Source organism: Methylophilus luteus (genome assembly GCF_042676265.1).
In the GTDB taxonomy this organism is placed as follows: domain Bacteria; phylum Pseudomonadota; class Gammaproteobacteria; order Burkholderiales; family Methylophilaceae; genus Methylophilus; species Methylophilus luteus.
In genome coordinates this window covers 552521-574079 of the sequence record NZ_JBHTKB010000002.1, presented here as the reverse complement: position 1 = coordinate 574079, position 21559 = coordinate 552521, and the positions used below count along the sequence as shown (strand labels likewise).

Annotated in this window: 21 protein-coding genes; 14 read left to right on the top strand and 7 right to left on the bottom strand. The window is 53.6% G+C overall.

All coding sequences use genetic code 11. From position 1 onward, the window contains the following. Window positions 1-33: 33 nt before the first annotated feature. A complete protein-coding gene (locus ACFQ1Z_RS12145; protein WP_379057928.1) occupies window positions 34-1065 on the bottom strand; it encodes a TIGR03790 family protein in 1032 nt (343 codons plus the stop codon). A 184-nt stretch (window positions 1066-1249) separates the two neighbouring features. Between ACFQ1Z_RS12145 and ACFQ1Z_RS12140 the strand changes: the two genes are divergently transcribed. Continuing rightward, window positions 1250-1945 (top strand): SDR family oxidoreductase, encoded by a 696-nt coding sequence (locus ACFQ1Z_RS12140; protein WP_379057927.1) that lies wholly within the window; start codon window positions 1250-1252, stop codon window positions 1943-1945. A gap of 27 nt (window positions 1946-1972) precedes the next feature. Here the strand turns inward: ACFQ1Z_RS12140 and ACFQ1Z_RS12135 are convergent, their stop codons facing one another. Together ACFQ1Z_RS12135 and ACFQ1Z_RS12130 are read right to left on the bottom strand one after the other, a co-directional pair. Next, window positions 1973-3175, bottom strand: a complete 1203-nt coding sequence (locus ACFQ1Z_RS12135; protein ID WP_379057926.1) for a GNAT family N-acetyltransferase — start codon at window positions 3173-3175, stop codon at window positions 1973-1975. Window positions 3176-3265: 90 nt separating this feature from the next. After that, entirely contained in the window at window positions 3266-3832 is a 567-nt protein-coding gene (locus tag ACFQ1Z_RS12130; RefSeq protein WP_379057925.1) for an EF-hand domain-containing protein, read from the bottom strand. A gap of 466 nt (window positions 3833-4298) precedes the next feature. Between ACFQ1Z_RS12130 and ompR the strand changes: the two genes are divergently transcribed. Continuing rightward, the gene (gene ompR, locus ACFQ1Z_RS12125; protein WP_379057924.1) at window positions 4299-5024 is read left to right on the top strand and encodes an osmolarity response regulator transcription factor OmpR; all 726 of its coding nucleotides are present in this window, start codon (window positions 4299-4301) and stop codon (window positions 5022-5024) included. Between the two features lie 27 nt (window positions 5025-5051). Next, the gene (locus tag ACFQ1Z_RS12120; RefSeq protein WP_379057923.1) at window positions 5052-6365 is read left to right on the top strand and encodes an ATP-binding protein; all 1314 of its coding nucleotides are present in this window, start codon (window positions 5052-5054) and stop codon (window positions 6363-6365) included. A 39-nt stretch (window positions 6366-6404) separates the two neighbouring features. Here the strand turns inward: ACFQ1Z_RS12120 and cysG are convergent, their stop codons facing one another. Then, window positions 6405-7805 (bottom strand): siroheme synthase CysG, encoded by a 1401-nt coding sequence (gene cysG / locus ACFQ1Z_RS12115; protein WP_379057922.1) that lies wholly within the window; start codon window positions 7803-7805, stop codon window positions 6405-6407. 119 nt (window positions 7806-7924) lie between these two features. Between cysG and miaB the strand changes: the two genes are divergently transcribed. After that, window positions 7925-9262: a tRNA (N6-isopentenyl adenosine(37)-C2)-methylthiotransferase MiaB gene (gene miaB / locus ACFQ1Z_RS12110; RefSeq protein ID WP_379057921.1), complete on the top strand. Its 1338-nt coding sequence runs from the start codon at window positions 7925-7927 to the stop codon at window positions 9260-9262. A 2-nt stretch (window positions 9263-9264) separates the two neighbouring features. Beyond that, complete coding sequence (locus ACFQ1Z_RS12105; protein ID WP_379057920.1) at window positions 9265-10206, top strand: PhoH family protein; 942 nt, start codon at window positions 9265-9267, stop codon at window positions 10204-10206. Between the two features lie 980 nt (window positions 10207-11186). Here the strand turns inward: ACFQ1Z_RS12105 and ACFQ1Z_RS12100 are convergent. Beyond that, window positions 11187-11801, bottom strand: a complete 615-nt coding sequence (locus tag ACFQ1Z_RS12100; protein ID WP_379057918.1) for a glutathione S-transferase — start codon at window positions 11799-11801, stop codon at window positions 11187-11189. Continuing rightward, on the bottom strand, window positions 11801-12817 hold the full coding sequence (locus tag ACFQ1Z_RS12095; protein ID WP_379057916.1) for a quinone-dependent dihydroorotate dehydrogenase: 1017 nt from the start codon (window positions 12815-12817) through the stop codon (window positions 11801-11803). The genes ACFQ1Z_RS12100 and ACFQ1Z_RS12095 overlap by 1 nt, the downstream gene beginning before the upstream one ends. A 144-nt stretch (window positions 12818-12961) precedes the next feature. Here ACFQ1Z_RS12095 and ACFQ1Z_RS12090 point away from each other — a divergent pair, with 144 nt between their 5' ends. Together ACFQ1Z_RS12090 and serA are read left to right on the top strand one after the other, a co-directional pair. After that, window positions 12962-13084, top strand: coding sequence for a DUF3149 domain-containing protein (locus ACFQ1Z_RS12090; protein ID WP_379057914.1), 123 nt, complete (start codon window positions 12962-12964; stop codon window positions 13082-13084). A 290-nt stretch (window positions 13085-13374) separates the two neighbouring features. Next, window positions 13375-14598, top strand: a complete 1224-nt coding sequence (serA, locus tag ACFQ1Z_RS12085; protein ID WP_379057912.1) for a phosphoglycerate dehydrogenase — start codon at window positions 13375-13377, stop codon at window positions 14596-14598. Window positions 14599-14680: 82 nt separating this feature from the next. Here the strand turns inward: serA and dld are convergent, their stop codons facing one another. Beyond that, on the bottom strand, window positions 14681-16381 hold the full coding sequence (gene dld, locus ACFQ1Z_RS12080; protein WP_379057911.1) for a D-lactate dehydrogenase: 1701 nt from the start codon (window positions 16379-16381) through the stop codon (window positions 14681-14683). A 213-nt stretch (window positions 16382-16594) separates the two neighbouring features. Between dld and ACFQ1Z_RS12075 the strand changes: the two genes are divergently transcribed. The 7 genes from ACFQ1Z_RS12075 (at window position 16595) to ACFQ1Z_RS12045 (ending at window position 21557) form a co-directional block, all read left to right on the top strand. Next, window positions 16595-17101: a TlpA disulfide reductase family protein gene (locus tag ACFQ1Z_RS12075; RefSeq protein WP_379057909.1), complete on the top strand. Its 507-nt coding sequence runs from the start codon at window positions 16595-16597 to the stop codon at window positions 17099-17101. Between the two features lie 2 nt (window positions 17102-17103). Continuing rightward, complete coding sequence (locus tag ACFQ1Z_RS12070; RefSeq protein ID WP_379057907.1) at window positions 17104-17514, top strand: CopD family protein; 411 nt, start codon at window positions 17104-17106, stop codon at window positions 17512-17514. 3 nt (window positions 17515-17517) lie between these two features. Next, the gene (locus ACFQ1Z_RS12065) at window positions 17518-18279 is read left to right on the top strand and encodes a hypothetical protein (protein WP_379057905.1); all 762 of its coding nucleotides are present in this window, start codon (window positions 17518-17520) and stop codon (window positions 18277-18279) included. A gap of 83 nt (window positions 18280-18362) precedes the next feature. Further along, the gene (locus ACFQ1Z_RS12060; protein WP_379057903.1) at window positions 18363-18929 is read left to right on the top strand and encodes a TetR/AcrR family transcriptional regulator; all 567 of its coding nucleotides are present in this window, start codon (window positions 18363-18365) and stop codon (window positions 18927-18929) included. Between the two features lie 142 nt (window positions 18930-19071). Beyond that, window positions 19072-20043 carry a carbohydrate kinase family protein gene (locus tag ACFQ1Z_RS12055; protein WP_379057901.1) on the top strand — a complete coding sequence of 324 codons (972 nt, stop codon included), beginning with the start codon at window positions 19072-19074 and terminating at the stop codon, window positions 20041-20043. Window positions 20044-20158: 115 nt separating this feature from the next. Further along, entirely contained in the window at window positions 20159-20617 is a 459-nt protein-coding gene (locus tag ACFQ1Z_RS12050) for an outer membrane lipoprotein (protein ID WP_379058016.1), read from the top strand. A gap of 151 nt (window positions 20618-20768) precedes the next feature. Further along, a complete protein-coding gene (locus ACFQ1Z_RS12045) occupies window positions 20769-21557 on the top strand; it encodes a GNAT family N-acetyltransferase (RefSeq protein ID WP_379057899.1) in 789 nt (262 codons plus the stop codon). Window positions 21558-21559: the final 2 nt, after the last annotated feature.

Below are 21559 nucleotides of genomic sequence, written 5' to 3'. Positions count from 1 at the left end.
GACGCCTGACACAAGCTTGCAGTAGAGACCGGCCTATTGGTCCATCATCAACGGTGCGCTCTTGGCATAAGGCTTGGCCAGCGGCTCACCGACAAACAGCCCTTGCGCAGGCCATTTGACGCTTTTCCAGTAAGACTCAATCAAGGTTTCCCCGGCCAGGTAGTGCCCCATCACTATTTGCGGATTAGGGAATTTCTGCCAGTAATTGCAAGGTTCTGTCACGGTGCCATAACTGCCGGTGACCCCGGCATCCAGCCAGCGCGTGGCAGGCATTTGACCGCTGCGGGTCAGCGTACCGCCAAAAGAGGTCAAATGATCGGCTATCGCACCCGGCAGATAACTGTTGGTCAGCATGTAATCGACCTGCGCCTGGCCGGTAAAGTAGAACATCACCGACTGGGCTTTCTCCAGCGCTTCCTGGTTCAGCGTATGCAAGGTCAGGCGTTTGGAGTTGACCGTGGTGCCATCCGGCGGAAAAAACGGCTCGCGCGGTCTGGAGCGGGCGGCGTCCTTGGTTTTGAGGAAATAGCCATTGCCTTCATTGAGGCTGAATTCACTCATGGTGCCGCGGTCTATCAATGCTTTGGCCGCATCTACACTGGTGATAGGCAGCAGCATGGAGAGGCGGATATGATGATCTGCCCAGGGCCGCAGTGAGCCACTGTTAAAGTAAGGGCTGTCACGGCCGGGGTCACAGGTTTTTTTACACTGTTCCAGGTCCAGCCCCAGGGTCAGCGCGCTGGTCAGGCTGTTGCACTGCACGGCAAACGGCGTTTTCCACACCACTAACAACACTTGCTGATCGCCGAGCTTGGCTTCGATCTGGTTTTTCAGTGACTCGAACTCCGCCACGCTGAGCACGTCCTTGCTATGCCGCGGCAACTCCACGCCTATCAGGTTTTCGGCCGGCACCTGACGCGCCTGCAAATAATAACGGGCGACTTCTTCACTGAGTGCATCATTGATATTGTAAATGACCGCGACATCCTCTGGCTTGAGCAGAGAGGGCCTGCTGCGTAATTGCCGGCTAATATCGGTTGCCCCGGCCAGAACTTCACTCAGCATTAACAGACAAAACAGACAGAGTGCAACAATGAACACCCCCTTTTTTCGGTTCAAACGCATCAAGACCAGCCACTCCGTTTATGGTTATAAATATACAGCTCAGGCAAACTAAACCGCGTAAAATTCAATCATAGCGCAGATTAGCACGACTATCTGACGACATTGATTCAAGGAGATGCAAGCAATGACGACTACGCAAACGATTCTGATCACCGGCGCCAACCGTGGCATAGGGCTGGAATACGTAAGCCAATATGCGCAGGCAGGCCACACGGTATATGCCACTGTGCGTGATGTCGGCAGCGCCTATGACCTGCAAGCGCTGGCGGCCAGGCATAGCCAGGTGCATGTGCTGCCACTGGATGTCGCTGATATTTCGGCTATCCGCGCCCTGGCTACGCAGTTATCCGAGCTGACTATAGATATCCTGATCAGCAATGCCGGTATCTACCCGCCCAGCGGCTTAGGCACCACTGACCCGCAGGCATGGCTGCATGCTTTTCAGGTTAACACTCTCACCACCTACTATCTGGCAGAATCATTTTTAACCCAGTTGCAACGCGCCGAGAAAGGCAAGGTGATCGCCATGACCAGCAAAATGGGCAGCATTACAGACAATAGCAGCGGTGGTGAGTATATTTACCGCAGCACCAAGACCGCGCTCAATATGGTAGTCAAAAGTCTGGCGCTGGATCTGCAACCGTTCAATATCGCAGTGGCTTTGTTACACCCCGGCTGGGTGCGCACCGATATGGGCGGCCCTAACGGATTGATCAACACCGAAACCAGCGTGACCGGGCTGCGCAAAGTGATAGATGAGCTGAGCGTGGCGCGCTCCGGTGAGTTTATCGCCTATGATGGCAAAACCGTGCCCTGGTGATCATGTCTAGTTATCGTGTATAGGTGATCATGTAGCCTGATCGTTTAGCTGGTCGCCACCGGCAGCACCATCATCTGCTTCGGCAACCACCTTGTAAGGGCTGCGCTCTTCCAGTTCATTGACATAATGCTGCATGGCGGTTTCTTCCCTGGCTAAAAAGCGCTCTACACTTTGCTGGAAATCCTTATGCGTCAACCAGTGGTAAGAACAGGTGGTATAAGGTACAAACCCGCGCGCCAGTTTATGCACGCCTTGCGCGCCGCCCTCAAAATAACGGATACCGTGACTGATGCAGAATGCCTGCGGCTGGTAATAGCACAACTCGAAATGCAGGCAGGAAACATCGCGCAGGCTGCCCCAATAGCGGCCATACAGTACGTCCGGCCCCAGTATACACAGACTGGTGGCGATATCTTTTCCCGCCTGGGTGGCAATAAATAGCAGGATATTGTCAGGCATGTCGCGCACTATCTGTGCAAAGAATGCCATGGTTAAATATGGCTGGCTGCCGTGCCGGTGATAGGTATTGCTATAGCATTGATAAAACAGGGCCAGTTCATCTGCAGTCAGCTGGTGCCCATTACGCACCCGGCAAGTCACGCCTTGCTGGGCAACCTTGTTTCTCTCCTGGCGTATTTTTTTACGCTTGTCACGGCTGAGCACCGCCATAAAGGCTTCCCAATCGGCATAGCCGTGGTTCTCCCAGCGAAACTGCACCCCTTCACGGCGCAACAGGCCTTGCGCTGCACACTGCGCTGCTGATGCTGGGTCGGGGAACAGTACATGGCTGCCGGATAATGCATTTTCCTCGCACAGCGCACGCATCTGCTGCAACATGGCAGCGGCAAGCTGCTCAGGTTCAGCATAATCAGGGTGTACCAGCAAGCGCGGCCCGGTGACTGGGGAAAAAGGAATGGCAGAGATCAGTTTTGGATAGTATTTGCCGCCCGCCTGTTCGTAAGCATCGGCCCACGACCAGTCAAACACATATTCGCCGTAGGAATGGGTCTTAATGTAGCAAGGGGCGGCAGCGACCAGTTGCTCGCCATCTGATACCGTCAGGTGATATGGCACCCAGCCGGTCTGCTGGTCTACCGATGCCGAGGTCTCAAACGCGTGCAAAAACCTGTAGTCCAGCATGGGGTGTGGCCCGGCCAGGGCTTGCCAGGCGTCAGCTGGAATATCCTGCAGTCCACGCTGCCAGCTAAAAGATAAATGACTAAGGGGCATGCTCAGTTTATACCATGCGCACAGGCTATCTGGTAAGTAGCAAACACATAAGGGGCAGATCGCCAGGCCAGCTGGCAGGTAGTGCTAAAACTAGCTGGGGCGTTTGCGCAGGCCGGCACTCTCTTTACCGGAAGAGTTCACCGAACTGCTGGCGGGGATCACTGAAGGGTTGGATTTGGGCTTGTTCTTGAGTTTGGCATCCATGTCGGCTTCGCTCGCCGCTGCCTGCTGGGCCTCAGTCCGCGATTCAGCTTCACGCTGACGCTCGGTCATTTTGGCATAGGCGTTTTCCAGCTCTTCCAGGGTAATGACACCGTCGCCGTCGAGATCGACATAAGAGAAATGTCGTGCCACCTGTGGCAGGCATAAAGTGGCCTCTTCGCGGTCCAGGGTTTCGTCGTTATCGCGGTTACATTCGTTAAAGCGCTGCGAAATGCTGTCATGCATGGCTTTACGCTTTTGCTGCATCAACTGATGGTCTGGGTCGGTATTGCGGGCATACTCGGTAAGCGCCCTGCGCAAGCGCGCACGGTCTTCCGGGCTGAAGTTGTGTTCCAGGGTCTTGGCTAGTCCGGCATCGTCGTTGTCCACCACGCGGTTATCACTCAGGCGGATAGGCAACTTAAGGTCGGCACATGCAGGCAATGCTAGCAACATGGTCGTTGTTAGCAAAAAAACCTCATTTAAATGTTTTATCGCTCTAAACATCCACACCTATACATAACATCGTGTCTTAATGTCAGCACCTAGCTAGGCTGGGCGCAAGCTGGGTACAATCTAAGACCACTCGGAAAAATGCCAGCTGACTGCAAAAAGTCAGGCTGCATACCATAACGCAACTCTTGCAAGCACATCAACAGTTTTAACACAAAATAGCGTGTTTCAAAGCAGCGTTTAGTGCAAACGGGCACTCATGATGCCTAAGGATTGTAAATGTAATATTTCATACAAACGCTAATTGTAACCAATTTGTAACTGCACCCATTTCATGCTCTATGCAGCTTGGAGTATAATGTCAGCTGATAAGTTTAGTCCCCCCAGCCGTTTTATCATCAGGTCTCATGACCCCGGTATTTCGGCTTAACGCGTTAACCAAGACGCCAGTTTTAGTGTGAAGGTTCGTATGGCAGAACAGTTTAAAAAAATCCTGATGGTCGATGACGACTTGCGCATGCGCGAACTTTTACAGCGCTACCTGACGGAACAAGGCTTCAATATCAAATCTGTGTCTGACGGCAAGGAACTGGACAAGGCCATGGCGGCCGAGAGTTTTGATCTGCTGATTCTTGACCTGATGCTGCCGGGTGAAGATGGCCTGGCCATCTGTCGCCGCTTGCGCGGTGCCAACCATGTCACGCCCATCATCATGCTGACCGCGCGTGGCGATGAAGTAGACCGTATCGTCGGCCTGGAGATGGGGGCGGACGACTACCTGCCTAAACCATTCAATCCGCGCGAGTTACTGGCCAGGATCAACGCCGTGTTACGCCGCCATGAGATCACGCCCAAGCTGGTCGCCGACGATAAAGCTTCCGCCTTCCAGTTTGGCGAATTCGTGTTTGATATCAACACCCGCAGCCTGAGCAAGAACGGCACCCAGATCACCATCACCAGCGGTGAGTTCACCCTGTTGAAAGTGTTTACCGAGCACCCGCGCCAGCCGCTGTCACGCGACCGGCTGATGCAACTGGCCCGCGGGCGTGAGCTGGATGTGTTTGACCGCAGTATCGATGTGCAGGTCTCGCGTCTGCGCCGCATCATTGAACCAGACCCGGCGCACCCACGCTACCTGCAAACCATGTGGGGCTTTGGCTATGTGTTCATTCCTGATGGCGAATCGCCACAGTAACGCTGTGCGTGACCACGCCTAGCTCTCGTGCGCCTACTACCCCGCAGATTACTCTCCCGCATCATGTTGCTGATCGCCATTCTATTGGCGGTCAGCATTTATGCGTCGCTCAAGATCTTTGATTATTTTGATCGCGAACCGCGTGCCACTGCGGCCGCGTTACAAGCTGTCACCATCGTCAACTATACGCGCGCTTCGCTGATCGCCTCACACGAGAACCGCCGCCTGGCGCTGCTCTCCGAACTGTCAGGCCGCGAAGGCGTGCGCGTCTATGCGGCAGATTTTCTGGAAGACATAGAAACATTGCCTGCTGACCCGTTTATCAGCCTGATGGCGCAGAAGATACGCGACAAGCTGGGTGAAGAAACCATCATCACGGTTAACCACTACGATATTCCCGGCCTGTGGATCAGTTTTAATGTCGGCCAGGATGATTTCTGGGTGGTCATCCCCAAGATCCAAGTCGACCGGCCTTTCCCCTGGCACTGGCTGGGCTGGGCGGCGGTGGTCGGCCTGTTGTCGCTGGTGGGTGGCTACCTGCTGACTGCGCGCATCAACCGGCCCTTGACCATGCTGGTGCACGCTGCTGAACGTTTGCGCAATGGCGAACCGGCCCCCAAACTGCCTGAGGACAGCGTAGAAGAACTGCGTGAAGTGACGCATACCTTTAACGAGATGGCCGAATCACTGGCCAGGCTGGATGCCGAGCGCACCCTGCTGCTGGCCGGCGTATCGCATGATATACGCACGCCACTGGCCAGATTGCGGCTGGCGGTGGAAATGCTGCCGCAGGAAGCCGATTACATGAAGCACGGCATGATAGAAGATATTTCCGATATGGATAATATCATTCACCAGTTCCTGGATTTTGTGCGTGGCGTGGAAGGCGAACCTACCCGCATGATGGATATCAATGATCTGTTACGCGCTTTGTCTGAACGGCAACTGCGCGCTGGCCGCGAGCTCAAGATATCGCTGGGGCCCAAATACTTCATCCCTATCCGGCCATTGGCCATGCAGCGCCTGCTGGACAACCTGGTAGGCAACGCCTACAACTACGGCAAAGGCAAAGTAGAGGTGCGCAGCCAGGTGATGGCCGACAAGATCGTGGTCAGCGTGCTGGATAATGGCCCCGGCATTCCACCCGAGCATGCCGAGCGCTTGTTACGCCCGTTTGAACGCATGGATAGCGCACGCAATAAATATGAAGGTGGCAGTGGGCTGGGGCTGGCCATTTGCAACCGTATCTCCAAACTGCATGGCGGCCAGCTCTACTTGCTCAACCGCCCCGAAGGCGGGCTGGAAGCCAGGCTGTCGCTGCCTATCCTGCCAAATACTTAAGCCACCGACAGTAGTGCGCCTGCCCAGACTACGCTAGCGTCAGCCGGCAGCACCCTCAGCCGGGGTGAACCAGTTCAGCCGTGAGCGCAGCTGCACCACTTCACCTATGATGGTCAGGCTGGGCGGTTTCAAACCGGCGGCCGCCACATCCTCAGCCAATCTCGCCAGGGTAGATTCCACCACACGCTGCTTGTGCGTGGTGCCTTGCTGTATCACCGCGGCAGGCATGTCCGGCGAGACGCCATGCGCGACCAGTTGCGCGCAGATCTGCTCCAGCCCGACCAGCCCCATATAAATCACCACTGTTTGCCGCGGACGCGCCATCGCCTGCCAGTCCAGATCCACCGTGCCATCCTTGAGGTGGCCGGTAATAAACAGGCAGGCCTGCGCATGATCTCTGTGCGTCAACGGGATACCGGCATAACTGGACACGCCATTGGCAGCGGTGATGCCAGGCACGACCTGGAACGGGATACCATGCTGCATCAGCGTTTCAATCTCTTCACCGCCACGGCCAAAAATAAACGGGTCGCCGCCCTTGAGTCGCAACACGCGCTTGCCTTCCAGCGCCAGCCTGGCCAGCAAGGCATTGATCTCTTCTTGCGGCAAGGTATGCTGATCTCGCGATTTACCGACATAGATCAGCTCGGCATCACGGCGTACCAGCTCCATCACCTCTTTGCTCACCAGTTTGTCATATACGCAGACGTCGCATTGCTGCATCAAACGCAACGCACGGAAAGTCAGCAGATCCGGATCGCCAGGCCCGCCACCGACCAGATAGACCTCCCCGCGTGCCGGTGCATCGTCACTTTGGTTGATCAACTCAGCCAGCAGTTCGCGCGCCGCCTGCTCCTGGCCGGACAATACCCGCTCGACCAGCGGGCCATTCAATACCTGCTCCCAAAACCGGCGCCGGCTTTGCGTGGTGGAGAACCTGGCTTTGACCTGCTCCCTGAACTCGCCGGCTATGGTCGCTATGCGGCCATAAGCGGCCGGCAGCATGGTTTCAATCTTGCTGCGTATATGCCGCGCCAGCACCGGCGCATTGCCCTCGCTGGAAACCGCAATCACTACCGGGCTGCGGTCTATGATAGAGCCCATGGTGAAAGTGCACAGCGCAGGCGCATCCACCACATTGACCGGAATATTCAGGCGTTTGGCCGCCACTGACACTGCCTCGTTCACCGCCTCATCATTAGTCGCCGCGATCACCAGGCAAGCGCCGGTCAGCTGCTCGGCGGCAAAACGGGTCTTGACATACTCGATCTCGTTTTGCGCCAGCATCTCCTGCAACTCGCTGCTTAGTTCAGGCGCGATCACCACCACACTGCCGTGCGCCTTGCGCAGCATGATGACTTTGCGGGTCGCCACGTCACCGCCGCCTATCACCAGGCAGCGACGTTGCGCAATATTGAAGAAAATCGGTAAGGCTTGCATGCAGGTCAGGTTTTTTGAGAGAACACCATTTTACCGCAACCCGTGAATTGCGCTGCCGATTATCATGTCAGCCACAGTCAAATACGCTAAAATGCTGTTTTGATTTGAAAAATTGCTAGATGAAGCAGGACAGCGGTAAAAAGATATTCATTAAATCGTTTGGTTGCCAGATGAACGAGTACGATGCTTCACGCATGGTGGATCTCATGCGCGAACACGACGGCATGACCCAGACCGACAATATGGAAGAAGCTGATGTCATCCTGCTCAACACCTGTTCGGTGCGCGAAAAGGCTGAAGAAAAAGTGTTCAGCCACCTGGGCCGCATGATCCCGCTCAAGGAGAAAAACCCCAACCTGGTCATCGGTGTCGGCGGTTGCGTGGCCAGCCAGGAAGGCGACGCCATTATCAAGCGCGCACCGTATGTAGACGTTGTATTTGGCCCGCAAACCCTGCACCGCCTGCCGGAGCTGATCCAGGCCAAACGCGCACAGAACAAACCCCAGGTCAATATCACTTTCCCCGAGATTGAAAAATTCGACCACCTGCCGCCACCAAGGATAGAAGGTGCCACCGCCTTTTTAAGCATTATGGAAGGCTGCAGCAAATACTGCACTTTTTGCGTAGTGCCTTACACCCGCGGCGAAGAATTTTCGCGCCCGTTTGAAGACGTGCTGACCGAAGCCATACAACTGGCCGAGCAAGGGGTGAAAGAAATCACCCTGCTAGGGCAAAACGTCAATGCTTACCGCGTGCAGTACGAAGGCATAGAAGCGGACCTGGCCATGCTGATCGAAACGGTGGCCGAGATCCCGCAGATAGAGCGCATACGCTACACCACCAGCCACCCTAACGAAATGAACGAGCGGCTGATCGCCTGCCACGCCAATGTGCCTAAACTGGCCAATCAATTGCATTTACCGGTGCAGGCCGGCAGTGACCGCATCCTGATGGCGATGAAGCGCAACTACACCGTGCTGCAATACAAAGGCCTGATCCGCAAACTGAAAGCGGCCAATCCGGCACTGACCATCACCAGCGATATCATTGTCGGTTTCCCCGGCGAAACCGAAAAAGAATTCCAGTCCACGCTCAAGCTGATGCGTGATGTCGGTTTTGATTACAGCTTCAGCTTTTTGTACAGCCCGCGCCCGGGCACGCCGGCCAGTTACTTGCCGGATGAAACCGCGCCAGAGATTAAAGCCAACTGGTTGAAACAATTGCAAGCTGAAAACGAAAGCAACGGTGACGCCATCAGCCGCGCCATGCTGGGCAGTGTGCAGCGCGTACTGATTGACGGCCCGTCCTGGAAAGACCCCACGCTACTGGCAGGCAAGACTGACAATGGCCGCGTGGTGGATATCGCCGCCGATGCACGCTTTATCCACCAGATGGTCCAAGTAAAAATTACCGATGTCTACAACCCGCACCGCCTGGTAGGCGAAATAGTGAATTAAGCATGGAAATCACCCTAAAACCTGAAGACAATCTGATGCTGGCCAATTTGTGCGGCCCGCTGGATGAAAATATTCGCCAGCTGGCGAATGGCCTGGATATTGACATCAACCGCCGTGGCAGCACTTTTCATCTGACCGGCACCGAGACCAATATGCGGCTAGGCGCACAAATGCTGGAGAATTTTTATGCGCGCGCGAAAAAACCGATAGAGCTGGAAGACATACAACTAGGCCTGGTCGAAATCGATAAGCTCAAGCCAGAAGAAGTAGCCACCAGCGCCATGCCGACGCTGATGACACGCCGTGGCGACCTGCATGGCCGCACCCCGCGCCAGGTCAGCTATCTGCAACAGATACAGGATCACGACATCACCTTTGGCATAGGCCCTGCCGGCACCGGTAAAACCTACCTGGCTGTCGCCAGCGCCGTAGATGCGATGACGCGTGACCGCGTCAAACGCATAGTACTGGTACGCCCGGCGGTAGAAGCCGGTGAGCGCCTGGGTTTCCTGCCCGGTGACCTGAACCAGAAGGTAGACCCGTACCTGCGACCGCTGTATGACGCGCTGTATGATCTGGCCGGTTACGACACGGTGAACAAGATGTTTGAACGCGGCGCGATCGAAGTGGCACCGCTGGCCTATATGCGCGGCCGCACATTGAACCAGAGTTTTATCATCCTTGATGAAGCGCAGAACACCACGCCAGAACAGATGAAGATGTTTTTGACGCGCATAGGCTTTGGTACTAAAGCGGTGATCACGGGTGATGTGACGCAGATAGACTTGCAACGCCACCAGAAAAGCGGTCTGGTTGAAGCGCAGAAGATTCTGAAAGAAGTCAAAGGCATCGCCTTTACCCAGTTTATGTCACAGGATGTGGTGCGTCATCCGCTGGTGCAGAAGATTATTAATGCTTATGAGAGATATGAGCAGGATAGTTAAAGCTTAGCCTAGCGGAGTTACGGGCGACGGCTGCACAGCCAAGTCTGCTTGCTTTAGAGCACACTGATTGCAATTTTCTTTGTGGTTTTAATAGGTATTTCTTTGGATGGTTCAGTGTTCCGTTTGTGTTCTGTTTCGGCGTTTTATTTCGCCCCTCGGCGAGTTACTTTTCTTTGCTTGCCCAAAGAAAACGTAACCAAAAGAAATGCACCCTAGCTTCCGCTTGTTTCCTGCGTTGCTCATCAAAATAAGCGCTCGCGAAACTCGCCCTAGCGGCCTGCACACTACGCAGGCCACCGCGGAACTCAGACAGTCGCTCCCTTCCTCCTTATTTTGACTCCGCTACTCGGCGCGTCAGATAGGGGCCCAAAGTCAACACCACCACGATGTGACTTCTGTTAACTGCATTGGGCTGAGGGCGCTTAGCGCCTATGTAATCTAAAACCAACCCGCCAACCCTCTTGCTGTTTTGCTTTTGCTTTGTTTGGTTTTATTGCGCTAGTCGAGCGGGATACGATGTGAGAACGACCTACCACACTAGCCGCGTAGTGCCTTTCAGGGTCCCCTATCTGACGCGCCGAGTAGCGCAGGCAGCGTGGGAGGGGTCGGCCAGCGTCTGTTCGAGTTCCGCGGTGGCTTGCGCAGTGTGCAAGCCGCTAGGGCGAGTTTCGTTGGACGCCCACGTTGACGAGCAACGCAGGAAACAAGCGGATGCTAGGGTGCCCTTTCTTTTGGTGCCTTTTCTTTGGGCACGCAAAGAAAAGACACTCGCCTACAGGCGAAATAAAACGCTGAAACAGAGCACTACACCTTCCAAAGAAATACCTACTAAACCCTCCAGCAAGCGCTACATCTTTATCCTAATGCAACCAAGCTATGTATGAACCTTGCCTGGATGGCCGCCCCTCGAAACTTCGCTACGCTACGTTTTCCGACCTACGCCGGAATGACGGGAGAACCTAGCGTCCACCATTCAATCCTCACCCCTCAACATAAGTCGCAAACTTCTTCATCACCTCATCAAACAATGCACTCTCCACCCACCCCGCCAACCACACCCTCAAATTGCCATAAGCACTTTGTGCAAACCACTCGCTATCCACCGCCGCAAATTGGCGGATAAACGGAAAAATCGCCACATCCGCAATACTGGCAGCATCACCCAGCAAATAGCGATGACCAGCCAGTGCCGTTTCCAGCCGTTGTAAAAATTGCTCACCCTGCTCACGGTAAAACAATTGTGATTGCTCAGGATAGCGATCAGGGTATTTATAGCGGTCTAACGCTTTTTTAAACTCACCATCATTGGCACTAATCAGCGCATCGGCCTGCGTTATATCTATGTTTAGCCAGCCTTGCGCATCATTCTGCTGCAAGGCCCAATGCATGATATCCAGGCTTTGCTCCAGCACCGTGCCATCCGGCAATTGCAATACCGGCACCGTGGCTTTGGGGGAGATCTGTAATAGATACTGCGGTTTTTCGCGCAAGGAGACTTCGCGTAGTTCGACTTGCACCTGGGCTGCCCATAACGCCATACGGGCGCGCATGGCATAAGGGCAGCGGCGGTAGGAATAAAGGATAGGCAATGCCATCACAGCAGCGCTTTGCGGCTATCCTTGATCAATTGCGGGCCTTTATAGATCAGGCCACTGTACAACTGCACCAGGCTGGCACCTGCCGCGATTTTTTCTCTGGCATCTGCACCACTGAGAATGCCGCCTACGCCTATGATAGGCAGACTGTTTTGCAGGCTTGCCGCCAATGTACGGATCACCCGAGTAGAACTCTCCTTGACTGGCGCACCAGACAGACCACCGACTTCTTCGCCATGCGGCAAGCCTGCAACCGCTTCACGCGCCAGTGTGGTATTGGTCGCGATGACGCCATCTATCCTATGCTGCATCAATAAACCTGCGATTTCCTGCACTTGTTCAGTCGTCAAATCAGGCGCGATCTTCAAAGCGACCGGTACATATTTGCCATGCACTTGTGCCAGGATATTCTGCTCGGCCTTTAAGGTGGCCAGCAACTGGCTGAGCGCGTCTTTTTCCTGCAAGGCGCGCAGGTTCTTGGTATTGGGTGAAGAGATATTCACCGTTATATAGCTGGCATGTGCATACACTTTGCGCATGCAGGTCAGGTAATCCTCAGCCGCGCGTTCGTTAGGCGTATCAAAGTTCTTGCCGATATTGATACCCACCACGCCTTTGAATTTCGCTGCCTTCACATTCTGGATAAGCTGGTCTACGCCCAGGTTATTAAAACCAAAACGGTTGATGATGGCTTCGGCCTCGGGCAAGCGGAACAAGCGCGGTTGCGGGTTGCCGGGTTGCGGGCGCGGGGTCACCGTGCCGACTTCGAGAAAGCCAAAACCCAGTGCGGCCATACCGTCTATCACCATGGCATTTTTATCCAGGCCGGCGGCCAACCCTACCGGGTTGGGGAAATGCAGCCCCATCACTTGCCTGGGTTGGTCAGGCAGACGCCCGGTCGCCCATGCCAACAGACCCAGTTGCTCAGCGCGTTTAAGCGATTTCAGCGTCAGGTCATGCACTTGTTCGGCGTCCAGCCTGAACAGTAGCGGTTTTAATAAGGAGTACACATTCATCAACTATTTCCTGTTATTGGCGCGTGAAAAAGTGATTTCACAGCATGCGGCATGCATGGGGTTTGCGTTATATCAAAAACCATTTCGGTGTAACAGCTCAGAATAATCATCAGCTAGGTAGTTTCACTCACAGGAGGACATACGATGAAAATTCTGATTGATTTATTCTCTACTGACTATGGTTTGATGAGCCTGATCGTCATTGCTGCCATCACCATGGTCATGACATGGGCAGGGATTTATGTTTACCTTAAAGCACGCAAGTAAACCGCCCTTTTTACATATAAAAACAATCACCTTGCCGTTTATTACGCGTTTAAGCCCTGCACCTGCAGGGCTTGCATTTGAATTATAGCAGCCCCGCTTAGTTACTGGCATACTCCAGGCAGGTTGGCGCGCTACAGCACGCCCATAAACAATCCACAATGCCTGCCACCCTGGCATCCGGGCACGAATAATAGGCCTGGTTAACCTGCTTTTACGCAATAACAGCATTTCATTTATGCTATACTCACGAGCTTATTTTTCCTCCACTGATTCATTTCTTTAGGTAGCGTATGGAATCAAATATTAAAGAATCTGCCCGGTTTTTATTGTTAGAAGGTGTGCATCAAAACGCCATTGATACACTGAACAATGCAGGCTATACCAACATTGACTATGTCAAGACTGCTCTGGACGAAGATGCCCTGATCGAAAGGATCAAAGGCGCACGCTTTGTCGGTCTTCGTTCACGCACGCAAATCACCAAGCGCGTACTTGAAGCAGCTGACAGGCTGGCCGCGATCGGCTGCTTCTGCATAGGCACCAACCAGGTCGACCTGGACGCTGCACGCGACAAAGGTATTCCGGTATTCAATGCCCCTTATTCAAACACACGTTCGGTAGCCGAGCTGATCATTGGTCAGATCATTTTATTGCTGCGTGACATTCCAAGAAAAAGTGTTGCGGTGCATCAGGGCTCCTGGCCTAAAACAGCTGCCAACTCGAATGAAGCACGCGGCAAGACACTGGGCATCGTCGGTTACGGCAGCATAGGTTCGCAATTATCCGTACTGGCGGAAAGTCTGGGCATGAAGGTCATCTACTTTGATGTGATCACCAAGCTGCCTTTGGGTAATGCGCGCCAAGTGGGCACCATGAAAGAATTGCTCAACCAGTCTGACGTGGTGTCTTTACACGTGCCTGAACTTGAGACGACCAAAAACATGATGTCGACTGCCGAGTTTGAAGAAATGAAGCCCGGCTCTATCTTTATGAATGCTGCGCGCGGTACTTGCGTGGATATTGAAGCCTTGGCCGTTGTCCTGAAAAACGGCAAGCTGCGTGGCGCTGCCATTGATGTGTTCCCGACCGAGCCGAAATCCAATGACGAGCCACTGGAATCTCCATTGCGCGGTCTGGACAACGTGATCCTGACACCGCACGTCGGTGGTTCAACCGAAGAAGCGCAAGCCAATATCGGTATTGAAGTGGCAGAGAAATTTGTGCAGTTTGCCGGCGCGGGCAACACCGTTTCTGCCGTCAATTTCCCGCAGATCGCCATGCAGCAACAGCCGAATACGCACCGCTTGCTGCATATCCACCACAACCAGCCTGGCGTGTTGTCCAACATCAACCACCTGTTTGCCGAGCAGAACATCAACATCGTGGCGCAGAGCCTGATGACCAGCAATGATATAGGTTATCTGGTCATGGATGTGGCGGATGTAGACTCCAAACTGGCGTTTGAACAACTGGATAAAGTCGCCGGCACCATACGCCTGAGATTGCTTTACTAATCAGTCGTTAGTGACAAAAAAAGCCTTGCAGTGATGCAAGGCTTTTTTATTGCTGCTTGGGTGAGAAAAATACTTTAAAGCATCAGCGCTCAGCCCAACCCTTTAGCTTGCTGGTCTTACCTATGCCAGGGTTAAAACTGTTGGTCGGGTCCAGCACCCGGTAAAACTTCCTCAGCGGCTCCTTGGCGATATATTCGTGCCCAACATTGTGTTCCGCCGGATATTCCGCACCACGCGCATCAAACGAGCTTAATATCTTCTGCTTTAAAGCTTTGGCATCTACGCCTTTTTTCAGCACGTAGTTCTGATGCATGACATGACAGAATAAATGGCCGTAATAAAACTTGTCGGCGATCAGGTCATCGATCTCTTTCGGCAGTTCTTCAAACCATTTGGCTTCGTTTCTGCGTAGCGCCACGTCCACCGTCATCATAGGCCCTAGCGATTCTTTATGCAGGGCATGGTAGCGGCCTATCGCACCGCCGGCGACAAACCTGTGCAAGATGGCTTTATCGCCTTCTTCTTGCGTGCACTCGAAGTAATCACCCTGCTGTGTTGCAAAAAACTGCTGCAGATAGGCACGTGCCTCCGCTATGCCTTCACCGCTCATTTCCAGTATCCAGTGGTGCTGGTACTGCTGATGATAGGCTTCCATGCGGCTGGGCAGGTGGCTGGGTAACAAGTAGCTGAACCATTGCATGATGACTTCAGACAGCTTGGCCGGCAAAAACCTGAAATTGCTGGCAAAGCGGTCTATGGTGCGTTTCATGCTGAACAGGCTGGGGATCACTTTTGAGCCTAGCGTGTTAATCACCCAGAAAGTGTCTTTGCCGTATTTTTTGGTCACTGCATAGCAGTCGCGGTGCAGGTACTCACCCGAGACTGGCAGCGTTTTAAATTGAGTCAGGATCTCGCGGCGCATGGTCGCCAGCACTTGCGCGTCATTGGTGCCTACATAAAACACCTGCTGTTTCTGGATAGGGTAGGTGTCCAGGCGTACGGCGAATACAGCCAGTTTGCCGGCGCAACCAGAGGACTCGTGCAGACGGCGGCCGTCATTGTTAAAACGTGCCGGGGTATCGGCATCGACTTCGCGTACGCGCTCGTGATAAACATTATCTGAGGCCAGTTTATCCGGATGCTCGATATCTGCCTGGCGGTATTTCTTGTGCTGCAGATTGGTGAGTATCTGCTCAGGGGTATCCCCTAGCTGTATGCCTAAATGGTTCACCAGTTGCAGGGTGCCATCGGCCGTGATTTGCGCATAGAGTGATAGCTCGGTATAAGCCGGCCCGCGCTGCACCAGCGCACCGCCAGAGTTGTTGCACACACCACCTATGATAGATGCGCCTATGCAAGAAGAACCTATCACCGAATGCGGCTCACGGCCAAAAGGCTTCAAGGTCTCTTCGAGGCCGAACAGGGTGCTGCCGGGCAAACCTATGATCTGCTTGGCGTCGTTGATCAGGTGGATATCACTGATACGCATGGTGTTAATAATGACGATAGGCCTGTCGTAGTCATTACCATCCGGCGTAGAGCCACCAGTCAAACCGGTATTGGCCGCCTGCATGATGACTGCCACATCGGCTGCCACGCAGGCTTTTAACAACTGCCAGATCTCCAGCAAGCTGCCCGGTCTGGCCACCGCCATCGCGTCACCCGAACCAAAGCGGAAACCTTTGCTATAGGGGGCGATCTTGGCATGGCTGGTCAGGACGAATGACTTGCCGACTATGGCTTGCATGTTGCTGATCAAGGTTGCACTGGCTGGATGTGTCATAGGGAAACTAAAGGCATGCTAGTTAAAATAGGCAGCAGAATTATAGCATGTTCACTTTTGTGGCACGCTGGCGACTACGCAAGAACTCCACTCGCTTTAGAAACCGAATCGGGATTCCATAGTCTGAGAATAAGAGTAGAATCTGGCCTGCATCAGCTTGCCACTATGACAATAAGCAACCGTTTTAGGATAGTTAATCTAGATTTAAACATCATGTCGAAATACAAATTTGCATACAAAAAATGGATCATGCCGCTGGTGGCCCTGGCTTTGTTTATTGGCCTGGCGATGGCAGTGATGCATAAACCGCAAGCGCCGGAAGTGACTTTCACTACGCTGGATGGCAGAAAGATCAGCATGGCATCGCTGCGCGGCAAAACCGTACTGGTCAATTTCTGGGCTACCGATTGCCCGGGCTGTATCAAAGAGATGCCGACGCTGATAGAAACCTACAAACGCTATAAAGACAGCAATTTTGAAGTGATCGCAGTGGCCATGCCCTATGACCCACCGGCCCAGGTACTCAATTACAGCCAGGAGAAAGCGTTGCCGTTCGCGGTGATGCACGATGGCTTTGGCGAGATGGTCAAGGCCTTTGGCAATGTCAACCTCACCCCTACCGCATTCGTGTATGACCCGCAGGGCCGTCGCCTGCAAAAAGTCATAGGCGAGCTGGACTTTCCCAAACTGCACGCATTGATAGAACAGCAGGCACACTGACCATGTTATGGATCAAAGCATTTCACATCTTGTTTGTCACCAGCTGGTTCGCCGGGCTGTTTTATCTGCCGCGTATCTATGTCAACCTGGCCATGGAGCCTGATGCACAGGCCTATGCACGCTTGCTGCTGATGGCACAAAAGCTGTATCGTTTTATGCAGCCGCTCTCCATACTGGCCTTAGGCTTTGGCATCTGGTTGTGGCTGGGTTACGGTTTTAGCGGTGGCTGGCTGCATGCCAAACTGACGCTGGTGTTTCTGCTGCTGGGTTATCACCATTATTGTGGCAAATTGCTGAAACAGTTTGCCGCGCATAGCAGCCGGCGCTCGCACACCTGGTTTCGCTGGTTCAATGAGATCCCGGTGTTGCTGCTGCTTGTGATCGTCATTCTCGTGGTGGTCAAACCTTTTTAAGCCATGCTGCAAAGCCTGCTGCAATCTGAATGGTTGATACGCATGCTGGATAAATCCGGCAAGCAACCAGTGCAAAAGATGCTGGGCCTGTTCTCTATTCTGGATGATTTACTTTCCAGCCCCTGGGCAAGCGGGCAACACGCACACGACGCCACTGTGCAGGCCGGCCGCCTGCAAAGCTACCTCACCATACAGTCACAGAAAGCTGGCGCCAAGCTACCCGAGATGCTGGCTAACCAGCTGTATTTTATGGCCATCAGCGCCTGCCAGGAAAAGCTGGCCCACCCTGACTCCACCGCCCTGCTGCATGCGCAGCGCGCAGCACAAGCCCTGATCAAGGAACAGACCAGCCGCGACATCAACTGGCTGGCAGTGCGCAATTACGGCATCGTGGCAGTGGTCATGTGCAGCGGCATACTGGCTGGGCATTTCTGGCCCGACTCGCCACCAGTTGAGATACGCTCTGCGCATGCGGCTGAGCCATTCAGTCGCCAGCAACCCGCAAAACCAGCGCCCAACCCGTTCTCTTTCGAGGCCAGCCCGTCTGAAACAGCGGCCATCTATAGCCGCCTGGAAACCATGAAACATGGTGATTGCCGCCTGATCGAAGTGCTGCACCTGCCGGACAGGCTCAAAAGCGTCTATATCGAAAACGTGATCAATGGCCACGTCACCACCAACCGCGACGAGCAGGTGGTGGTGAATCAGCTGCTGGATCAGGTGCAATGTAATTACACGCCAAAACTGATGGCCAACTCCAGGTGATCAACCACGCTGTCAACTTGCCGCCGTGGCTGAACGCAACATAGATACTATACCGTTTAGTATAGGGTGTTATAATTCAGCGCATGAGTGTGCTCAAGCAAAAAATCCTGCAGGTATCTACGGACTTGTTCCAGACGCGTGGCATCAACTCCACCGGCGTAGACACCATAGTGGCGGTGGCGGGCACCACCAAGATGACGCTGTACAAATACTTTGAAACCAAAGAAGAGCTGATCCTGGCAGTCTTGCAGCAAAGCCATCAGGACTTTCAAGGCTGGATGAATGAAAAACTGGCCGGCCTGAGCGACAAACCGGACGCCAAGATACAGCAACTATTTGATTTTATTGAAGAATGGGTGACCGCACCTTCGTTTGTCGGTGTCGCGTTCATCAAGGCTTCGGCTGAATTCCCCAACGAAGAAAACCGCATACACCAGCTGTCATCCCGGCAGTCACGCGAGTTCCGCCAGTTTATCCATCAGCTGGCGCAAGAAGCACAGATCAAAGATGCAGAAGGCCTGGCGCTGCAGCTTTCTATCCTGTTTGAAGGCGCGGTGCAGGCAGAACAGATCAAACGTGGCTGCGGTGCCATCAAGTCGGCCAAAAAAGCGGCTAAAACCCTGATCGATATCGCGATCAAGCAATCCTGAAGGCCTGCCACACCTGCCACAACCCGATCTGCCCATGCCTGGCTTAACTATATGGCTAAACTAGCGCTTGCCAGCTTAGTGGCTGGCGGCAATAATAGCCGCTCATTCTCAACGCTATCATTAACCCCAGCTCAAACGACACATGAAAATCCTAATTTGCGGCTCTTTGGCCTATGACACCATCATGGTGTTCCCCGACCAGTTTAAAAACCATATCCTGGCAGATAAAATCCATAAACTCAGCGTGGCATTCCTGGTGCCTGAGATGCGCAGAGAGTTTGGTGGCACGGCGGGCAATATCGCTTTCAACCTGCAGATGCTGGATGGCCAGCCGCAGATCATGGCCACGGTTGGCGATGATTTTGCCCCTTATCAACACTGGCTGGATCAGCACCAGATCACCAGCCAGCACATTAAAACTATTAATGGCGCATTTACCGCGCAAGCCTTTATCACCACCGATATAGACGACAACCAGATCACCGCATTCCACCCTGGCGCCATGCAGCAGGCGCATGCCAATAGCGTGCAGGATGCCAAGGATGCGGTACTGGCGATCATTGCACCGGATGGGCGTGATGCCATGTTCCAGCATGCCAAAGAATGCCATGAAGCCGGCATCCCGTTCATGTTCGACCCCGGACAAGGCTTGCCTATGTTCAACGGCGAAGAATTACTTTATTTTATTGAGCTGGCAGACTACCTGGCAGTGAACGATTATGAGTCTCAGGTCATCCAAGATAAGACAGGGCTGACACTGGAGCAACTCGCCGCCAAAGTGAAAGCGCTGATCGTGACCCTAGGTAGTGAAGGCTCACATATTTATGCTGATGGTCAACGCCATGAAATTCCGTGCGTTAAAGCGCAAGCAGTAGTAGACCCGACCGGCTGTGGTGATGCCTATCGTGCTGGCTTGTTATACGGCATTGCCCGTGGTTGGGACTGGAAAGCCTGTGGCCGCCTGGCAGCAACTCTGGGAGCCATCAAGATCGCACACCGCGGTGGCCAGAACCACAAAGTCAGCCGGGAAGAGATTGAAAGTATTTATAGCCATGCGCTGGTACAGGATGCGATCAAGGAAGACCCTTCTTTAGGTCGTCCAGCATCTAGCTAAACCTTACGTTTAGCTAACCTGGAATCCAGTTGATGCCATAAATAAATTCAAGGCAGGAATAAGTTTAAGGCGGAAATAAGTCAAGACAAGGAGAAAATCAATGTTGGAACAAACAATGAGAGTACGCGCATTAAGGTTAGTTGCTTTAGCAGTGCTAGTGGGGTTTTTAGGCGCTTGTGCCAGTTCTAACTCCGGCAGTGTCTACTCGCGTGACGAAGCGCGTAAAACACAAACGGTGAAAACCGGTGTGGTCGAAAGTGTGCGCAGCGTCAAACTGGAAGGTACCAAGTCACCAGTCGGTACTGTTGCTGGCGGTGCGGTAGGCGGTATTGCCGGTAGCAGCGTAGGTGGCGGCAAAGGCAGCATCATTGCTGCTGTGATAGGTGCGGTGGCCGGTGGTCTGGCAGGTTCGGCGATCGAAGAAGGTGTGACCCGTAAAAACGCCTATGAGATCACCGTCAAGCTGGATGGCGGCAACCTGGTCTCCATCGTGCAGGAAGCAGATGAGCAGTTTGCGCCTGGCGACCGCGTGCGTATCGTAGAGAATGGCTCTACCTCACGTGTCAGTCACTAGATTCAGTCATACTGAGCAATAAAAAAGAGCGGCCAGTCCGCTCTTTTTTATTGCCTGCCACTAGTCATATCTGCACATAACTGTCACAACAAAGTCACCAATCATTCACATCGCAATCCTATTCTCTCGCTAAATAGTAAGGAGAAGTGTGATGTTTGAACCAAACCTGCAACAGCCTGACATACATCAGTCTGAAATTCAAAACACTACCCCGCTCTCGCGTAAACCGGCTGCTTCACTCAGCGTAGCGCTGGCCACCAGCGCCGAAGAGATCGCCGAAGCGCAACGCCTGCGTTTTCAGGTTTTTTCCGAGGAGATGGGCGCACAGATCAAAAACAGTCACGGGATGGACGTGGATGGTTTTGATGCGTTTTGTGACCATTTACTGGTGCGCGATGATGCGACACAACAAGTGGTTGGCACCTATCGCATCCTCAACCCTATGCAGGCCATGCTGGCTGGCGGCTATTACTCCGCCGGTGAATTTGATTTAAGCAGGTTATCGCCGCTGGCTGACAGAACCGTAGAAGTCGGCCGCGCCTGCGTGCATGCAGACTACCGCACTGGTGGCACCATCACTTTACTGTGGGCAGGACTGGCCAAATACATGATGGCCCGTCAGTACGAATATATGATAGGTTGCGGCAGCCTCTCCATGCATGATGGCGGCCATATGGCTGCTTCACTGTTCAGCCGCCTGCGTGAAGAATACCTGTCGCCAGCTGAATATCGCGTTTTTCCGCATAACCCGTTGCCTATCGAAGCACTGGATCAATCCTTGCCGGTCACCTGCCCGCCATTGATCAGGGGTTATCTGCGTCTGGGCGCTTACATTTGTGGCGAGCCGGCCTGGGACTCTACTTTTAATACTGCAGATATGCTGGTATTGTTACCTTTCTCGCGCATGAACCCGAAATATGCAGCGCATTTCCAGAAATAATT